Genomic DNA, 17,103 nt, shown 5'->3' with positions numbered 1-17,103 from the left:
TGCAATCCCGCGACCGGCTCACCCCGGTTTACGCAGGCAAGGCGTCTCTGCTTTCCAAATACTCGATCAGACGTCTTCCACCATCGCGACGCCGGGCAGGGAGCGCAGGGCCCCTTTCACCTTCGGGTTCACCGGGTAGAGATCGGGCAGGCGCAGCTCAACCTCGCCGGGCAGATCATCGCCCAGCAGGCACAGGTGCAGCGGGCCGCGCCCGCGCGCCCCCGACTCACCCGACAGGCGGGCAAGTAGTCCTTGCAATGGTCCGATGGCGTCCGGTTCATCCAGGAAGACGCGCAGGCCGACCTGCGGGGCCTGGTCCACTGCATCATCCATCGGGGTGACGGCGCGGGCCAGCAACTTGAGCTGGTCCGACTCCTGCGTCGCTTCGACTTGCAGGATTACGCGACACCCGGCTTCCAGATGTTCCCGGCTGGCATCCAGCGTGTCGGAGAAGACCATCGCCTCGTAGGCCCCGGTCGGATCACTGGCCTGAAGGAACGCGAAGCGGTTGCCGCGCGCGGACTTGCGTTCCTGCCGGGAGGAGACGATACCGGCGATCTTGGCCACCATCGGCCCATTACGGGTCTGCGCCTGCACGTCGGCCAGCGTTAGAACCTTCTGTCGTTTAAGCGCGATCATGTAGTCATCGAGCGGATGGCCGGACAGATAGAAGCCGATGGCCTTGAACTCCTCACCCAGGCGTTCGGCCGGAAGCCAGTCATCGCGGAAGGGCAGGCGCGGCTCCGGCAGATCGTCGCCCGCTTCGCCGAACAGGCTGACCTGGTTGGAGGCGCGTTGTTCATGGATGGCGGCGGAATAGCCGACCAGCCCGTCCAACGCCTCCAGCAAGCGGGCGCGATTGTCGTCGATCTGATCGAACGCCCCGGCGCGGGCCAGCATCTCCAGCGGGCGCTTGCCCACGCGCTTGAGGTCCACCCGGCGGGCGAAATCGTAGAGCGTCGAGAAGGGCTTCTCGCCGCGGCCGTCGACCACCAGCCCCATGGCCTCCACACCCACGTTCTTGAGCGCGCCCAGCCCATACACCAGCTTGCCGTCTGCCACGGTAAACCGCGCGGCGGAGCGGTTGACGCAGGGTGGTACGATTTCCAGCCCGAGGCCACCGCGATCCGTCGCCTTGCGGACCTCCTCGGCATAGACCGACAGCTTGTCGGTCAGGTGAATGTCGGAATTCATGATTCCGGCCATGAACTCGACCGGGTGGTTCGCCTTGAGCCAGGCCGTCTGGTAGCTGACGACGGCATAGGCGGCTGCGTGGGATTTGTTGAAACCGTAGTTGGCGAACTTGTCGAGGAGCGCCCAGACCTCGTCTGCCTTCTTGGCATCGACACCGTTCTTGGCGGAGCCTTCCAGGAAGATCGGTTTCTGCGCGTCCATCTCCGCCTGGATCTTCTTGCCCATCGCGCGGCGCAGCAGGTCGGCCCCGCCCAGCGAATACCCGGCCATTTCCTGCGCGATCTGCATCACCTGTTCCTGGTAGACGATGATGCCCTGCGTCTCGTCCAGGATATGGTCGATGGAGGGGTGCAGGGTGTCGCGCGTGCTCAGCCCGTTCTTCACCTCGCAATACTTCGGAATGTTCTCCATCGGTCCGGGACGGTACAGCGCGACCAGGGCCACGATGTCCTCAATGCAGGTCGGCTTCATGCGCCGCAACGCATCCATCATACCCGTGGATTCAACCTGGAACACGGCGACTGTGCGCGCGGCGGAGTAAAGCTCGTAACTGGCCGTGTCGTCCAGCGGGATGGCGTTGATGTCGTTCTCGGTGCCCGGTGCCGGCGCGTAGAGTTGCCGCCCATCGGCGGCCATATGGATGTCGCGTCCCTGCGCCCGGATCAATTCGACCGCGTTCTGCACCTGCGTCAGCGTCTTGAGGCCAAGGAAGTCGAATTTGACCAAGCCGGCCTTCTCAACCCATTTCATGTTGAACTGCGTCGCCGGCATGTCCGACCGGGGGTCCTTGTAGAGCGGCACAAGCCGGTCCAGCGGCCGATCCCCGATCACGACGCCGGCGGCGTGGGTCGAGGCGTTGCGCAGCAAGCCCTCCAGCTTCTCGGCATAGTCCAGCAGGCGTTTGACCGGGTTCGATCGCCCCTCCCGCCGATCCTGTTCGCTCTCTCGGGCGGCTTCGCGCAGGCGCGGCTCGTCCGCCAGGGCCTTGGTGATCGAGACGGGTTTGACGCCTTCCACGGGGATCATCTTCGAAAGCTGGTCGCACTGGAAATACGACATGCCCAGCACGCGCCCCACGTCCCGCACGGCGGCCTTGGACAGCAGCGCGCCGAAGGTGATGATCTGCCCCACCTTGTCTCGACCGTACTTGTCCTGAACGTAGTGGATCACCTCTTCCCGGCGATCCATGCAGAAGTCGATGTCGAAGTCCGGCATCGATACACGTTCGGGGTTCAGGAACCGCTCGAACAGGAGCGCATAGCGCAGCGGATCAAGGTCGGTGATCGTCAGCGCATAGGCCACCAGCGATCCCGCGCCAGACCCGCGACCGGGACCCACTGGGATGTCGTGATCCTTGGCCCATTTAATAAAGTCGGCCACGATCAGGAAATAGCCCGGAAAGCCCATCCCCTCGATAATGCCCAACTCGTACTCGAGGCGTTTTTCGTATTCCTCCACCGGGGCGGCATGGGGGATGACGGCCAGGCGCGCGCGCAATCCCTCCTCGGACTGGCGGCGCAATTCCTGCACCTCGTCGTCGGCGAATTTCGGCAGGATCGGATCGCGCCCATAGGTTTTAAAGGCGCAGCGGCGCGCGATCTCGATCGTGTTTTCCAGCGCCTCGGGCAGGTCGGCGAACAGAGCGGCCATCTCGGACTGCGAGGCGAAGTGGTGGCGCGGCGTGACCTGCCGGCGCGGTGCCTGCTGATCAACATAGGAACCTTCGCCAATGCACAGGAACGCGTCATGCGCCTCGTGCATCTGTGGATCGGGGAAATAGACGTCGTTTGTCGCCACCAGCGGGATACCGCGCGCATAGGCCTGCTCGACATGGAACCGCTCGGTCGGTTCTGGTGCGCGCTGGCGTTGCAACTCGATATAGAGCCGGTCGTCAAAGATGCCGTGAAGCCGCTCCAGCAGGGCTTCGGCCTTGGCCTCCTGCCCGTCGGCCACCAGCCGCCCGACGGTGCCGTTGGGTCCGCCAGTCAGGCAGATCAATCCGTCGGAGAACTCGGCCAGCTCCTCCACCGTGACCTGCGGCAGCATGTCGGGCCGCTCCAGGTACAGGCAGGAATTGATCCGCATCAGGTTCTCGTATCCCGCCTCCGTCTGCGCCAGCAGGACAACCGGTGCCGGTTTGCGTGGTTTTTCCCCCGGCGCGGCCGGGTCGTGCATGATATCGATCTGGCAGCCCATGATCGGCTGGATGCCGCGCGCCGAAAGACCGGTCGCCGCCTCCAGCGCGGCAAACATATTGTTCGTGTCGGTCACCGCGACGGCCGGCATCTGGTTCTTCACCACCAGGTCAGGCAGCTTTTTCAGCCGCACCGCCCCTTCGAGCAGAGAGTATTCGGTGTGCACGCGCAGGTGGATGAATCGGGGATCAGGCATGGGTGCATCTAGCCATGCGACGCGGCCCACCGAAAGCCCGATCTGCTGCTGGCGTTGCCGGGCGGACTTGCAAATCATCCATTTGGCGGGTTTCATCGGTACGTTCCTTCTACGCCGCATCGAAGGGACGGGTCCTGGCATCTGGTATCGCGGCGAAAGACGACATGGACATTCCCTTCCGCCTGAACGGTGAGGACACGACAGTCACGTGCTCCGACCCGACGATGACCCTTTTGGACTGGCTGCGCGAAAGTCGCGGTCTGATGGGCACCAAGGAGGGCTGCAACGAAGGGGACTGCGGGGCCTGTTCGGTGATCGTGACCGGGGCCGACGGGCAGGCGAAGGCGCTCAACGCCTGTATCCTGTTCCTGCCGCAGCTGGCGGGCAAGTCCGTGCGCACGGTCGAGGGGGTCGTCGCCCCCGACGGCACCCTGCACCCTGTTCAGCAGGCAATGATCGACCACCACGGCTCCCAATGTGGCTTTTGCACGCCGGGTTTCGTCACCACGATGGCCGCGGCCCATGCGAACGGCGCGACCGATCACGAGGACCAGATCGCTGGCAACCTTTGCCGCTGCACCGGCTACGCGCCCATCCTGAGGGCGGCAAAGACCGCGCAACAGGCACCCGTCCCTGCTCATATGGCGGAACTCCCGGTCTCCGCTTCCCAAATACTCGAATCCGAACATCACCACCCGCGCGGTGCAGATGAACTGGCGGCCTGGTACCTGGAAAACCCGGACGCCACGCTTGTTGCCGGGGCCACCGATGTGGGGCTTTGGGTGACGAAGCAATTCCGTCCGCTTGGCAAACTGGCCTTCCTTGCGGGCTGTGACGATCTGAAAGGCGTCAAGATCACCGAGGACGAGATTTCCCTCGGCGCAATGTGCGATATGGAAACCCTGCGCCACGCCATGGCCCCTCATTTCGCCAGCTTCTCCGAACTGCTGCGCCGGTACGGCAGCGTGCAGGTCCGCAACGCGGCGACCCTTGGTGGCAACATCGCCAACGGCTCCCCCATCGGCGACAGCCCGCCCGCGCTGATTGCCCTTGGCGCGACGTTGCACCTGCGGCGCGGGGAAACGCGCCGGTCGATGCCGTTGGAGGCCTACTTTCTGGAGTACGGAAAACAGGACCGTCAGCCCGGCGAATTCGTGGAGCGCGTGACGATCCCGCGTCAGGCCGACACCCTCGTCTGCCACAAACTGTCCAAGCGTTTCGATCAGGACATCTCCGCCGTCTGCGGCGCGTTCAACCTGACGGTGGAGGATGGCACAATCACCGCCGCCCGCGTGGCCTTTGGTGGCATGGCGGGCACGCCCAAACGCGCCGCCGCGACCGAGGCCGCGCTGACTGGAAAGCCGTTCGGTGCGGCGACGCTGGCCGAGGCGGCAAAATCCTTGGCCCGTGATTTTTCGCCGCTCAGCGATATGCGTGCCTCTGCCAACTATCGCCTGCACGCGGCCGAAGGAATGCTGCGCCGTCTGGCCGACCCGGCCCCGTCGATCCTGAAGGTAAGGGCATGAGCGTCGCCAAACCCCTGCCGCATGAAAGCGCGCGCCTGCACGTGACGGGGGCCGCACGCTACACCGACGATGTCCCCGCGCCCGCCGGATGCCTGCACCTTGCGTTTGGGGTGTCGGACATCGCGCGCGGTACGCTTGAAGCGCTTGACTTGGATGCGGTCCGCGCGGCCCCCGGCGTCGTCGCTGTGCTGAGCGCCGCCGATCTTGATCCGATGCCGGATTGCTCGCCCTCCCTGCATGACGAGCCGTTGCTTTGCACCGGGGAAATTCACTACGCGGGGCAACCGCTCTACGTTGTCGTCGCCGACAGTCACCTGCACGCCCGCCGCGCGGCGCGGTTGCACAAGGCAACGGTGACCGAAGGTGACGCGATCCTGACCGTGGAGGACGCATTGGACGCTGAATCCTGGTTCGACGGCGGTCCCCGCGTCTGGACCGATGGCGATGTGGAGGCGGCGCTGGCCGCGGCACCCCACGTCCTGACCAGCCAGATCGAGATGGGCGGGCAGGAGCATTTCTACCTTGAAGGGCAGGCCGCGCTTGCCGTGCCGTCAGAGGCCGGGGAGATGCATGTCTTCACCTCCACCCAGCATCCGACCGAGATTCAGCACAAGGTCGCCGATGCGTTGGGCGTGCCGATGCATGCCGTGCGCTCGGAGGTGCGGCGCATGGGCGGCGGGTTCGGCGGCAAGGAAAGCCAGGGTAACGCGCTGGCCATCGCCTCTGCACTGGCCGCGCGGCTGACGGGGCGTGCCTGTCGAATGCGTTATGACCGCGATGACGATTTCATCGTGACCGGAAAGCGGCACGATTTCCGCATCGCCTACGAAGTCGGTCACGACGACCGGGGCCGTGTGCTGGCGGTGAAATTCAAACATTGGACGCGCTGCGGCTGGGCGCAGGATCTGTCGTTGCCGGTGGCCGACCGCGCCATGCTGCACGCCGACAACGCGTACGACATCCCCGCGATGTCCATCGAGAGCTGGCGGCTGCGCACGAACACGCAATCGGCCACTGCCTTTCGGGGATTCGGTGGGCCGCAGGGGATGCTGGGGATCGAGCGGGTGATGGACCACGTGGCGCATGTGACGGGTCTGGACCCGTTGCAGGTGAGGTTGCGGAATTTCTACGCCGATACGATCGGTGAGATCGGAGCCTCCGGCGGGGATATTTCTGAAACGAAGAAGACGGGTCGCACCCATTACGGTCAGCAGGTCACCGACTTCTGTCTGGGTGCGTTGACGTCGCGATTGGCCGAGACGTGCAATTATGCCGAACGCAAGGCGCGCGTGGCTGACTGGAACGCTGCCAATGCGGTGCTGAAACGGGGCATTGCACTGACCCCGGTGAAGTTCGGGATTTCCTTCACGCTCACGCATTTGAACCAGGCGGGCGCGCTGGTGCACGTGTATGCGGACGGGTCGATCCACCTGAACCACGGTGGCACCGAGATGGGGCAGGGCCTGCATTCCAAGGTCGTACAAGTGGCCGCCGACCGGTTCGGGTGTGATGTCGCGCGCGTAAAAGTGGCGGCGACGGACACGTCCAAGGTGCCCAATACCTCGGCCACGGCGGCGTCATCGGGGGCGGATCTGAACGGGATGGCGGTCAAGGCCGCCTGCGACACCATCCGGGACCGGATCGCCGACTTCCTGGCCCAGGCGCATCAAGCGGACGCGGCAAAGGTGGTCTTCGCCGATGATTGCGTGACGGTCGGCGGTGAGGTCTACCCTTTCGAGAAAGCAGCCGCGATGGCCTATGCAGGGCGCGTCTCGCTATCGTCCACCGGCTTCTACGCCACGCCCGAGATTAGCTGGGATCGGGAAGCGGGTTGGGGTCGGCCGTTTTACTACTTCGCTTACGGCGCGGCCTGTTCCGAGGTAGTGATTGACACACTGACCGGGGAAAACCGCATCCTGCGGACGGATATCCTGCACGACGCCGGGGCTTCGCTGAACCCGGCGCTGGACTTGGGTCAGATCGAGGGCGGCTTCGTGCAGGGGGCGGGCTGGCTTACGACAGAAGAACTGGTTTGGGATGACAAGGGCCGCCTGCGCACGCACGCGCCATCGACCTACAAGATCCCCTGTGCGTCGGATCTGCCGCCCGTGTTCAACGTGGATCTTTGGCAGGCCGCCAACCGGGAGGAGACGATCTATCGCTCCAAAGCGGTGGGCGAGCCACCGTTCATGCATGGGATAAGCGTTCTGATGGCCCTTTCGAATGCGATCGCGGCCTGTGGCCCTGCCTATCCGGACTTGGACGCGCCCGCCACGGCGGAGCGGGTGCTGGGCGCGGTACGGGCAGTTTCGTGACGTTGGACGCCGCGCGTCTGGGCACCTTGATTGCGGTTCATGGGCCGGTTGCCCGCGTGCTTGTGGTAGGGGTCCGTGGATCCGTGCCGCGCGGGCGGGGAACGTCGATGGTGGTTTGGGCCGATGGCAACGATGGCACCATTGGTGGCGGGGCACTTGAATGGCAGGCCATGCGCGCCGCGCTGGACGTTTTGCGCGACGGGAGGAGCAGGGTGATGCGCCTTCCACTCGGCCCTGCGCTCGGCCAATGCTGTGGGGGTGCGGTCACGCTGGTCATCGAGCGTCTGGACGACACGCCACCCGATCCCTGGATTCGCCGGGTCGAAGGTGCGTTGGCCTGCCCGGATATGACCGGTTTCACGTTTCGGGACGGCTGGCTGCGCGAGGAGACCTTTGTCCCGGCGCGCGTGGTCTGGGTCTGGGGCGCGGGGCACGTGGGTGCGGCCTTGGTCAACATTCTGGCACCCTTGCCGGATTTCGCGGTCCGCTGGGTGGATGACACGCCCGGCCGCTTTCCCGCTGTACCGGAGGGTGTCAGCAGGCTGGTGGCGGCAGACATGCCCCGTGCGATGGCCCACGCGCCGAAGGATGCCGAACATATCATCCTGAGTTACAGCCACGATATCGACCTGGCACTTTGCCATGCGGCACTTTTGCGAGGGTTCGCGTTCTGCGGGCTGATCGGGTCGGCGACGAAATGGGCAAGGTTCAGAAGCAGGCTCGTCGCATTGGGGCACAGCGAAGAGGCAATCGCGCGCATCACCTGCCCGATCGGTGACCTTGCGCTGGGGAAACATCCGCAAGCCATTGCCGTCGGCGTCGCGGCCAGTTTACTCTCTCGGCAGTTGTCCGCCGAGACGACAGGGGAGACGACCGCGTGACCATTCTTCTGGAGCTTGACGGCCTGACCAAGGCCTACCCCGGCGTGGTCGCCAACTCCGATGTATCCTTCAAGATCCGCGCGGGCGGTGTGCATGCCCTGTTGGGCGAGAACGGTGCGGGCAAGTCGACGCTCGTCAAGACGATCTACGGCCTGGTCAAGCCCGACCGCGGTACGATGACCCTGAAGGGCGCGCGCTATGCCCCGGTCGAGCCGCGCGCGGCGCGGGCGTCGGGCGTGGCGATGGTGTTCCAGCATTTCAGCCTTTTTGAAGCGCTTTCCGTGGCCGAAAACGTGGCTCTCGGCATGGAGAACCCACCGAAATTGCGCGATCTGGCGGCCCGTATTCGCGATGTGTCAGAAGAATACGGTCTTCCGCTGGATCCGGATCGCCGTGTCGGCGACCTGTCCGCCGGGGAGCGTCAACGCGTTGAGATCATTCGCTGCTTGTTGCAGGATCCCAGCCTTCTGATCATGGACGAACCGACCTCCGTTCTGACCCCGCAGGAGGTTGAAATCCTGTTCGCGACATTGCGTAAGCTTTCGAGCGAGGGGACATCAATCCTTTATATTTCGCACAAGCTGGAGGAGATCCGCGCCCTGTGCGATGCGGCCACGATCCTGCGCGGCGGCAAGGTCGTCGGAGAGACTGACCCACGTCAGGCGACGGCTGCTGAACTGGCCGAGCAGATGGTCGGAACCAAGCTGACCGCGCCCAAGGCGGCGGGTGGGAAGGCGGGGGAAACCGTGCTGCAAGTCAACGCCTTGTCCATGCCACCCGCGTCCCAGTTCGGCACGCCCTTGCGGGACGTCAACCTAACGGTTCGCGCGGGCGAAGTTCTGGGCATCGGTGGGGTCGCGGGCAATGGTCAGGACGAGCTTCTGGCCGCGCTCTCGGGCGAGCGGCTGACGGCTAGGGGTGCGGTCACGCTGAATGGGGCGGACATGTCGCGACTGGCCCCGACCGCGCGGCGGGCGGCGGGGTTGCTGACCGGGCCGGAGGAGCGTCTGGGCCATGCCGCCGTGCCCGACATGACGCTGATCGAGAACGCTGCGCTGACCGGGGCCGCGCGCAAGGGGATGCTGTCGAACGGGTTCCTGAACTGGAGCAAGGCGCGGATATTTGCCGATGAAATAATTGAGAAATTCGACGTCCGTACTCCATCCGCGCAGGTCGCGGCGCGGTCGCTTTCCGGGGGCAACTTGCAGAAGTTCGTCATCGGGCGCGAGGTGTTGCAGGACCCGCGTGTTCTTGTCGTCAATCAGCCGACCTGGGGCGTGGATGCGTTGGCCGCGTCGGCCATTCGACAGGCCCTTCTGGACCTGGCGGGGCAAGGTGCGGCGATCGTGGTGATCAGCCAGGACCTTGATGAACTGCTGGAGATATCCGACCGGTTCGCGGCCCTGAACGGCGGTCGTCTGGGGGAAATCGTGCCCACCAACACCCTGACGATGGAGAAAATCGGCCTGATGCTGGGCGGGGCGCATGACATGGAGGTGGCGCATGTCTGAGAGCCGGGAAAATCACGTATTCCAAGCGGGTGACGGACGGGTGATCCGCGTCGGACGTTCGGCGGTTCGGGAATGATCCGGCTGGAACGCAGACCGACGCCGTCACGGGGCTGGGGTGCCGCCTCGCCGGTGCTGGCGGTCGCGCTGACGATGGTGGCCGGCGCGCTGATGTTCTCCGCGTTGGGCAAGAACCCGGCAGAGGCGCTGCGGACGATCTTCTGGGATCCGGTTTTCGGGGAGTTCGCGTGGTACTTCCGCGGGCAACTTCTGGTGAAGGCGGGTCCGCTAATCCTGATCGCGGTGGGTCTGTCGATGGGATTTCGCGCGGGCGTCTGGAATATCGGGGCCGAGGGGCAGTACATCGTCGGCGCAATCTGCGGGGCGGCGGCGGGACTGGCGTTCTATCCGTCCGAAAGCTGGCTCATCTTTCCGTTCATGGTGATCTGCGGGGCACTGGGCGGGATCGCCTGGGCCATGATCCCCGCACTGCTCAAGGTGAAGTTTGGAACTAACGAGATCCTGGTGTCGCTGATGCTGGTCTACGTGGCCGAGAACCTGCTGGCGTCGGCCGCCGTCAATTGGCTGCGCAACCCGGATGCCGTCGGGTTTCCCGGCTCGCGCAACCTTTCGCGGTGGGAGGCGTCGGCCAACCCGGAACTTATCACGGGCACGGGAATGCACTGGGGCGTAGTTGCCGCGCTGATCGCGGTGATCTTCGCCTATGTCATGCTGGCGCGGCACCTGATGGGGTTCCAGATCCGGCTGGCGGGGGCTGCGCCACGGGCCGCGCGGTTCGGGGGCGTGAACACGGCGCGGCTGGTCGTGTTTTGCCTCGGGTTGTCGGGGATGCTGGCCGGGCTTGCGGGCCTATTCGAGGTGACGGGTCCGGCGGGACAGATCAGCATCGACTTCGCATCCGGCTATGGCTTCACGGCGATCATCGTGGCGTTCCTCGGCCGGTTGAACCCACTGGGCATCGTAGCCGCGGGGCTGTTGATGGCGCTGACGTATGTGGGCGGAGAATCGGCCTCGGCCAACCTTGGCCTGCCTTCGGCGGCGATCTCGGCGTTTCAGGGGATGTTGCTGTTCTTTCTGCTGGCCGTGGATGTGTTGACGAATTTCCGCATGCGGTTTGGGCGCGGGGTGGCGGTATGACCAAGATGGACCGACCGGACGGGCTGGGCCTGCTTTGGATCGCGGCGGGGGCGGGGCTGGCGCTGCTGTTCGTGGTGGTAACGGTCGTGGCGATCGCCGGGAAATCGGCCTTGCTGGCCATGGCGGTCGGGGCGGGCCAGCCGGGAGGCGGGGCACCCGTGATCGCCGGACTGCTGACGGTCGCCTTATTGATCGCCGGGATCGTCCGCTGGCGAGGGGTGCACACGGTTCGGATGTGGATGCTGACGGTGCTGGCGGGGATGACCTGCGGGGCGTGGATCGTAGTGCTTCTTGCGGGAGGGGGCGGCGGTGTCTGAGAGGCGGTCATACCCGATAATTGCAGGTGGGGCTGTCGCAGGTTTCGTCGCCGCGTCGATACCCGTGGTCGCTGCATTCATGCCTGCGTCTGACCTTTCGGAGGCGCGGTTGCTTCGTTCCTGGATGCTGATCAATGGCAGCATCTTTCTGTGCGGATTGCCTGCGACATTTCTGTGCCTGCGTTGGTTCTTGCGTGGTTGCAACTGCGGAAGGCCGACCGAAGAAAAATCGCAAGATCGTGGTGGACGTCGCGCTTTTTTCTGGCAATCCGCCGTAGTTGCAGCGCGGTATCCGTCGGCAGGTCGTATCCGGCGGGCGATCTTCGGAGATGGATTGGGTTGGATATGATCAGGATGTTGGCACCATGGACCTGAGCGCAATCTCCCCCACCCTTCTGATCGCGTCCTTGATGGTTGCCGCGACTCCCATCCTGCTGGCCGCCTTGGGCGAGATGGTGGTTGAGAAATCGGGCGTCCTGAACCTCGGCGTTGAGGGAATGATGATAATGGGGGCCGTTTGCGGGTTCATTGCATCGGTCGAGACGGGGTCGCCGTGGCTGGGGTTCCTTATGGCCGCTGCCGGTGGCGCGGTGATGGCGCTTCTGTTCGGGTTTCTAACGCAGGTCTTGCTGTCCAACCAGGTGGCGACGGGGTTGGCCTTGACGTTGTTCGGGTTGGGCCTGAGCAGTTTGCTGGGGCAGGGGTACGTGGGGATTAAGGCCAATTCGTTGGGTCGGATCGACCTTGGACCGCTGTCGGACCTGCCATTCTTTGGCCGGGTGTTCTTCGGGCACGATCCAATCGTGTATCTGTCTTTGGTATTGGTCATCGCGGTCTGGGCCTTTCTGAAGTTTACGCGGGCGGGCCTGATCCTGCGCGCAGTGGGCGAGAGCCATGACGCGGCCCACGCGCTGGGGTACGGCGTACGGCGGGTGCGTTTGATGGCGATTGCGTTCGGAGGGGCCTGTGCGGGTCTGGGCGGCGCGTACCTGAGCCTTGTGCGTGTCCCGCAGTGGACCGAGGGCATGACGGCGGGGGCCGGGTGGATCGCGCTGGCCATCGTGGTCTTTGCATCCTGGCGGGCCGGGCGCGTTCTGGCGGGTGCCTATCTTTTTGGCGGGATCACCGTGTTGCAGCTTAACTTGCAAACGGCGGGGGCAAAGGTGCCGGTGGAGTTGCTGTCGGCGGCCCCCTACCTTGTAACCATACTCGTTCTTGTGCTTATTTCGCTTCGCGCCGGACGGGCGGGGACTGCCCCGGCCGACCTCGGCAGACCATTCCACGCCTCGACCTGAACGCGGGGCGGGTTCCAACGGGAGACTGTAATGACACTCAAGACACTTCTGGCCGGCGCGATGGCGTTTGGCCTTGCCGTACCGGCGCTGGCCGACGGGCACGAGCCGGTAAAGGCCGGTTTCATCTATGTCGGTCCGATCGGCGACGGCGGATGGACCTATCAGCATGACCAGGGCCGCCTGGCCGTCGAGGAGCATTTCGGCGACAAGGTCGAGACGGTCTACCAGGAAACCGTGCCCGAGGGGGCCGATGCCGAGCGTGCGATCACGCAGATGGCGCTGGGCGGGGCGGACATCATCTTCACCACGTCCTTCGGCTACATGGATGCCACGAACGCGGTTGCCGCCAAGTTCCCGGACGTGAAGTTCGAGCATGCGACCGGCTTCAAGCGCGAGCATCCGAACGTGTCCACGTATGATGCGCGCTTCTACGAGGGGCGTGCGGTGACGGGCACCATCGCGGGCTACATGACCGAGACCAACAAGATCGGCTATATTGGGTCTTTCCCCATCCCCGAGGTGATTCAGGGCATCAACGCCAGCTTCCTGCACGCCAAGAAGGTGAACCCGGACGTGGAGATGGTCGTGACCTGGGCCTATACGTGGTTCGACCCAGCGAAAGAGGCTGACGCCGCGCGGGCCATGATCGACCAGGGCGTCGACGTGATCCTGCAACATACCGACTCGACCGCCCCGCAGGCCGCCGCCCAGGAGGCCAACGAGAACGGTGGCCGTGTGTTTACCTTCGGTCAGGCCTCCGACATGGCGCAGTTCAAGCCGAACCCACGCATCGCGTCGATCATCGACGAGTGGTCGCCCTACTATATCGAGCGCGTGGGGGCCGTGATCGACGGCACCTGGGAGCAGCAGGCATCCTGGGCCGGCATGCCCGAAGGTGAAGTCGTAATCGGCGAGATCACCGACGCCGTTCCCGCCGAGGCCAAAGCCGCCGCGGAAGAGATGATCGCCGCGATCACCGCGGGCGAGTACCACCCGTTCACCGGCCCGATCAACAAGCAGGACGGTTCGGTGTGGTTGGCTGATGGCGAAGTCGCCGACGACGGTACGCTGGCCGGTATGAACTTCTACGTCGAAGGCATTTCGGGCGATATTCCGAACTGAGGTCCGAACACTGACGAATTTGCGCCCGGCGGAGTGATCCACCGGGCGCTTTTTTGTGCTGACAGAAGGCCATTGCAAGGGGCGGGTCGCTGCGTGTGGCCCCTGGATCAATGCGAGCGTTTCCGCCCCTCCATCGCTAACAGTTCCGTGTCGAAGCGGGCGGCATCCCATCCTTCGGCAAGGGCCTGCCGCATCAGGTCCTGCTGACTTGGCGGGGCCATGCCCGAAAGGGGGCTGTCGATGTCGAGGTTGGCTGGGAAGGGATAGCCCTCGGCGGTGGCGGCGACGACGGTTTCTACCTGGGTCGGCGTCAGGTCCAGATCGGCCAGCACCGGATAGACGGCGCGGGACAGGCGGGCGCGGTCCACGATCTCGATTGAGCGGCCATAGGCGGAGCCGATCTGCATCAGGTTGGCGAAGCGTTGAACATCGCGCGTGTCGTTCTGGCCCGCCGCGTGGAAGGTCGCGGGGTTGAAGAACAAAAGGTCGCCCTTTTCCAACGGGATCTGGATGCAGGTTTCTTCGAAATAAGCGCGAAACTCCGGTCGCAGAACCGCCAGGTATCCGGGCAGCCAGCTTTGGGAATAGGGCAGCAGTTTCGTCGGGCCCGAGGCCAGCGGCATGTCGCTGTGCGCAACGGCCCCCTGAAGCGTAAGCCGGGCCGAAAGCGCGTGCTGCGAGGCGGGGTAGCGGCGCAGATCCTCGGCGGTCTGGAAGCCCATGTGGTAATCGCGGTGCGCCGTTTGCGCCGGCCCGCCGGGGCGGACGACATTGACCTGCGTGGTGATCTGGTACGCGGGGCCAAGCCAGCTTTCGGCGGCCCAGCGGATCAACGGGTTGGCGTTGTAGCGCGCGAACAGGGCCGGGTTTGCAACGCCCAGTTTCTCGTGTGCGTTCCAGACGCGGCTGTTGGCACCTGCGGCGGCGAAGTGGTCGCCGGCACCGGCCCCCGACGCCTCCTCGGTCATGATGATGGTGGAAAGGGCTTCCGTCACGGCGTCGATCAGGTCGAGCTCGGCATAGCCCCCCCGGATCGCGATAATTCCCGGCCCGTCGGAAAAGGCGTGGTTCCATTCGGCCATCACGGCGCGGGGGGCCGACCCGACCGGCAGCGTGGCCCCGTCGTAGATCGGCACGTTCGACACGATCTCGGCGGCGTGAGGATAGAATGCGGGGTCGGTCGTTCGTTCGACATGCGTGCGAAACGCCGCCAGATCGCAATCTGTATCGCCCAGCCAGACGGGCGCGCCCGGGGATGTTTTGTTCAGCATCGTGCTTCCTCCGCGAAAATGCTCCTCCGGGGCAATTCTGCCGCTAGGGTGGGGTCGTCGTCCCGCGAGAAACCATCAAAAAGACATCAAGAATGCCGCATCGTTTTCTGATCAAGGACATCGCACTTCAGGCGGGGCTTGGACCTGCGACGGTGGATCGCGTGTTGAACGGACGGGGCGGCGTGCGCCGGCAGACGGCAGACCGCGTGCGCCGGGCCATTGCCGAGCTGGAGGCACAGGCGGCGCAACTGGCCCTTTCGGGCCGCAAGATGATGATCGATTTGGTGGTGGAGGCCCCGCAGAGTTTTCTGGATGCGCTGGACGGGGCGCTTGCATTGGAGTTGCCCCTGTTGGGGCCGCCGGTTGTGCGCGCGCGCGCCGACCTGCGCGCGCGGTTTAATGTGGAGGGGATCGCGGCGCAGCTGGACCGTATCGGGCGGCGGGGCAGTCACGGGGTCATCCTGATGGCCCCCGATGCGGAGCCGGTCGCGGCGGCGGTGGCGCGGCTGACGGGGCGGGGCATCCCGGTGGTAACGCTGGCATCGGATATGCCGGACAGCGGGCGCATCGCCTACGTCGGGCTGGACAACGCGCGCGCGGGCCGAACGGCGGCATGGTTCATGGGGCGATGGCTGCGTGGGGGGGCGGCGCGCGTCCTCGTGACCCTGCGCAACCCACGGTTCCGCGGCGAGGGGGAGCGTTTGGAGGCCTTCCGCGCCGCTTTGCCCGCATACCTGCCTAGAGCCACCGTGGACGTCCTGCGCGAGGATGGCGACGGGCCCGCCTTCGACGCGGCCGTCGCCCGAGCAGCCGCGCGGCCCATCGACGCGCTGTACTCCATCGGGGGTGGCAATCGGCGGCTGCTGGCCCAAGTGGAGGCGCGGCAGGCGCGGCCCCTGCTGATCGCGCACGACCTGGACCCCGAGAACCACGCACTGACGGCGGAGGGGCGGATCGATTTGCTGATCTATCACGACTTTCGCGCGGATCTGCGTGCGGCCTGTCAGTTGTTTGTCGCGGTGATGGAAAAACGCCCGCTGCCACCGCTGGCCGGGGCGGCACTTCATCTGCTGGCACCGCCCCTTGCGTGACGGCTTCCCCCCGTGGCTACCTTCGGTCTAGGCTTTGGGCATGACTCATATCACCAGCCTGAACGGCACCGCCCTTTCATCCCTGTGCTTTGGCACCATGCAATTCGGTGGGCGCGCTGACGCAGCCGAAAGCCGCGCGATGTTCGACGCCTGCCGCGCACGGGGCGTCACCTTTTTCGACACGGCCTACGTCTATACGGACGGGGCATCCGAGACCCTGCTGGGGGAGTTCGCCGCCGCCGAGCGCGAGGACCTGATCATTGCGACCAAGGCCGCCTATGGCGGTGGGGCTGGGCGCAAGAACATCCTCGACAGCCTTGAGGTCAGCCGCAAGCGGTTGCAGATGGACGTGATCGACATCCTCTACCTGCATCGCTGGGACGGGGATACGCCACTTGAGGAAAGCTTCCAGACGCTGGCCGAATTGAAAGAGGCCGGGACGATCCGGCACGTCGCAGTCAGCAACTTCGCTGCCTGGCAGGTGATGAAGGCACAGGCGGTCGCCGCGACATTCGGCATTCGCATCGACATGGTCCAGCCCATGTATTCGTTGGTCAAGCGACAGGTAGAGGTGGAAATCCTGCCGATGGCCATCGATCAGGACATCGCGGTGGTGCCCTATTCACCACTGGGTGGGGGGCTTTTGTCGGGGAAATACGCCGCCGGGGAATCGGGGCGCCTGACCGAAGATGACCGCTATGCCGCGCGCTATGGGCAAGAGTGGATGCATGTAACGGCGCGGGAGTTGTCCAGACTGGCCGCCGAGGTCGGGCATCATCCGGCGACGCTGGCCGTGGCCTGGACCATGGCGAACCCTGCGGTGACCGCCCCGATCATCAGCGCCCGCAGCGTCGCGCAACTGAAGCCGTCGCTGGCGGCGGCTGACCTGACGCTGGACGCGGACCTGATGGCACGGCTGACCGCGCTGTCGCAAAGCCCCGCGCCCGCCACGGATCGCCTTGAGGAGGTCTGACATGAGAGTGTTGCACGGGTATCCCAGTTCGCGTGCCCAGGCGAGGAAGAGTGTGAAGAGG

12 protein-coding genes are annotated in these 17,103 nt (G+C 65.0%); 10 read left to right on the top strand and 2 right to left on the bottom strand.

The features are described from left to right. Positions 1 to 66: 66 nt before the first annotated feature. The gene (dnaE, locus tag BLV27_RS08150; RefSeq protein ID WP_092644897.1) at positions 67 to 3,585 is read right to left on the bottom strand and encodes a DNA polymerase III subunit alpha; all 3,519 of its coding nucleotides are present in this window, start codon (positions 3,583 to 3,585) and stop codon (positions 67 to 69) included. Positions 3,586 to 3,749: 164 nt separating this feature from the next. On the opposite strand from dnaE, the gene xdhA reads away from it, so the two are divergent. From xdhA to BLV27_RS08110, 8 genes are all read left to right on the top strand, one after another. Further along, positions 3,750 to 5,111: a xanthine dehydrogenase small subunit gene (gene xdhA, locus BLV27_RS08145; RefSeq protein WP_092644738.1), complete on the top strand. Its 1,362-nt coding sequence runs from the start codon at positions 3,750 to 3,752 to the stop codon at positions 5,109 to 5,111. After that, a complete protein-coding gene (xdhB, locus tag BLV27_RS08140) occupies positions 5,108 to 7,426 on the top strand; it encodes a xanthine dehydrogenase molybdopterin binding subunit (RefSeq protein WP_092644736.1) in 2,319 nt (772 codons plus the stop codon). The genes xdhA and xdhB overlap by 4 nt, the downstream gene beginning before the upstream one ends. After that, positions 7,423 to 8,307: a xanthine dehydrogenase accessory protein XdhC gene (gene xdhC / locus BLV27_RS08135; RefSeq protein ID WP_092644734.1), complete on the top strand. Its 885-nt coding sequence runs from the start codon at positions 7,423 to 7,425 to the stop codon at positions 8,305 to 8,307. The genes xdhB and xdhC overlap by 4 nt, the downstream gene beginning before the upstream one ends. Then, positions 8,304 to 9,818: an ABC transporter ATP-binding protein gene (locus BLV27_RS08130; RefSeq protein WP_092644732.1), complete on the top strand. Its 1,515-nt coding sequence runs from the start codon at positions 8,304 to 8,306 to the stop codon at positions 9,816 to 9,818. Before xdhC ends, BLV27_RS08130 begins: the two co-directional genes overlap by 4 nt. A 72-nt stretch (positions 9,819 to 9,890) precedes the next feature. Then, on the top strand, positions 9,891 to 10,973 hold the full coding sequence (locus BLV27_RS08125; protein ID WP_092644730.1) for an ABC transporter permease: 1,083 nt from the start codon (positions 9,891 to 9,893) through the stop codon (positions 10,971 to 10,973). Beyond that, positions 10,970 to 11,290, top strand: coding sequence for a hypothetical protein (locus BLV27_RS08120; protein WP_092644728.1), 321 nt, complete (start codon positions 10,970 to 10,972; stop codon positions 11,288 to 11,290). Before BLV27_RS08125 ends, BLV27_RS08120 begins: the two co-directional genes overlap by 4 nt. 365 nt (positions 11,291 to 11,655) lie before the next feature. Continuing rightward, positions 11,656 to 12,585, top strand: coding sequence for an ABC transporter permease (locus BLV27_RS08115; RefSeq protein ID WP_092644895.1), 930 nt, complete (start codon positions 11,656 to 11,658; stop codon positions 12,583 to 12,585). 30 nt (positions 12,586 to 12,615) lie between these two features. Further along, positions 12,616 to 13,707, top strand: a complete 1,092-nt coding sequence (locus tag BLV27_RS08110; protein ID WP_092644726.1) for a BMP family ABC transporter substrate-binding protein — start codon at positions 12,616 to 12,618, stop codon at positions 13,705 to 13,707. A gap of 107 nt (positions 13,708 to 13,814) precedes the next feature. On the opposite strand, the gene BLV27_RS08105 is transcribed toward BLV27_RS08110, so the two are convergent. Further along, entirely contained in the window at positions 13,815 to 14,978 is a 1,164-nt protein-coding gene (locus BLV27_RS08105) for a phytanoyl-CoA dioxygenase family protein (protein WP_092644724.1), read from the bottom strand. A 92-nt stretch (positions 14,979 to 15,070) separates the two neighbouring features. Here BLV27_RS08105 and BLV27_RS08100 point away from each other — a divergent pair, with 92 nt between their 5' ends. Then, positions 15,071 to 16,069: a LacI family DNA-binding transcriptional regulator gene (locus BLV27_RS08100; protein ID WP_092644722.1), complete on the top strand. Its 999-nt coding sequence runs from the start codon at positions 15,071 to 15,073 to the stop codon at positions 16,067 to 16,069. A 40-nt stretch (positions 16,070 to 16,109) separates the two neighbouring features. Next, entirely contained in the window at positions 16,110 to 17,042 is a 933-nt protein-coding gene (locus BLV27_RS08095; RefSeq protein ID WP_092644720.1) for an aldo/keto reductase, read from the top strand. Positions 17,043 to 17,103 lie beyond the last annotated feature (61 nt).

The organism is Jannaschia faecimaris, from assembly GCF_900107415.1.
Classification (GTDB): domain Bacteria; phylum Pseudomonadota; class Alphaproteobacteria; order Rhodobacterales; family Rhodobacteraceae; genus Jannaschia; species Jannaschia faecimaris.
Note: the sequence above shows the minus strand (reverse complement) of the source record. Positions and strands in the feature narration are given on the sequence as shown.

Coding starts and splice junctions, on each gene's coding strand:
- BLV27_RS08100 (WP_092644722.1), top strand. CDS start 15,071: ATGCCGCATCGTTTTCTGATCAAGGACATCGCACTTCAGGCGGGGCTT.
- BLV27_RS08105 (WP_092644724.1), bottom strand. CDS start 14,978: ATGCTGAACAAAACATCCCCGGGCGCGCCCGTCTGGCTGGGCGATACA.
- BLV27_RS08125 (WP_092644730.1), top strand. CDS start 9,891: ATGATCCGGCTGGAACGCAGACCGACGCCGTCACGGGGCTGGGGTGCC.
- BLV27_RS08110 (WP_092644726.1), top strand. CDS start 12,616: ATGACACTCAAGACACTTCTGGCCGGCGCGATGGCGTTTGGCCTTGCC.
- xdhB (WP_092644736.1), top strand. CDS start 5,108: ATGAGCGTCGCCAAACCCCTGCCGCATGAAAGCGCGCGCCTGCACGTG.
- xdhA (WP_092644738.1), top strand. CDS start 3,750: ATGGACATTCCCTTCCGCCTGAACGGTGAGGACACGACAGTCACGTGC.
- dnaE (WP_092644897.1), bottom strand. CDS start 3,585: ATGCCTGATCCCCGATTCATCCACCTGCGCGTGCACACCGAATACTCT.
- BLV27_RS08095 (WP_092644720.1), top strand. CDS start 16,110: ATGACTCATATCACCAGCCTGAACGGCACCGCCCTTTCATCCCTGTGC.
- BLV27_RS08115 (WP_092644895.1), top strand. CDS start 11,656: ATGGACCTGAGCGCAATCTCCCCCACCCTTCTGATCGCGTCCTTGATG.
- BLV27_RS08120 (WP_092644728.1), top strand. CDS start 10,970: ATGACCAAGATGGACCGACCGGACGGGCTGGGCCTGCTTTGGATCGCG.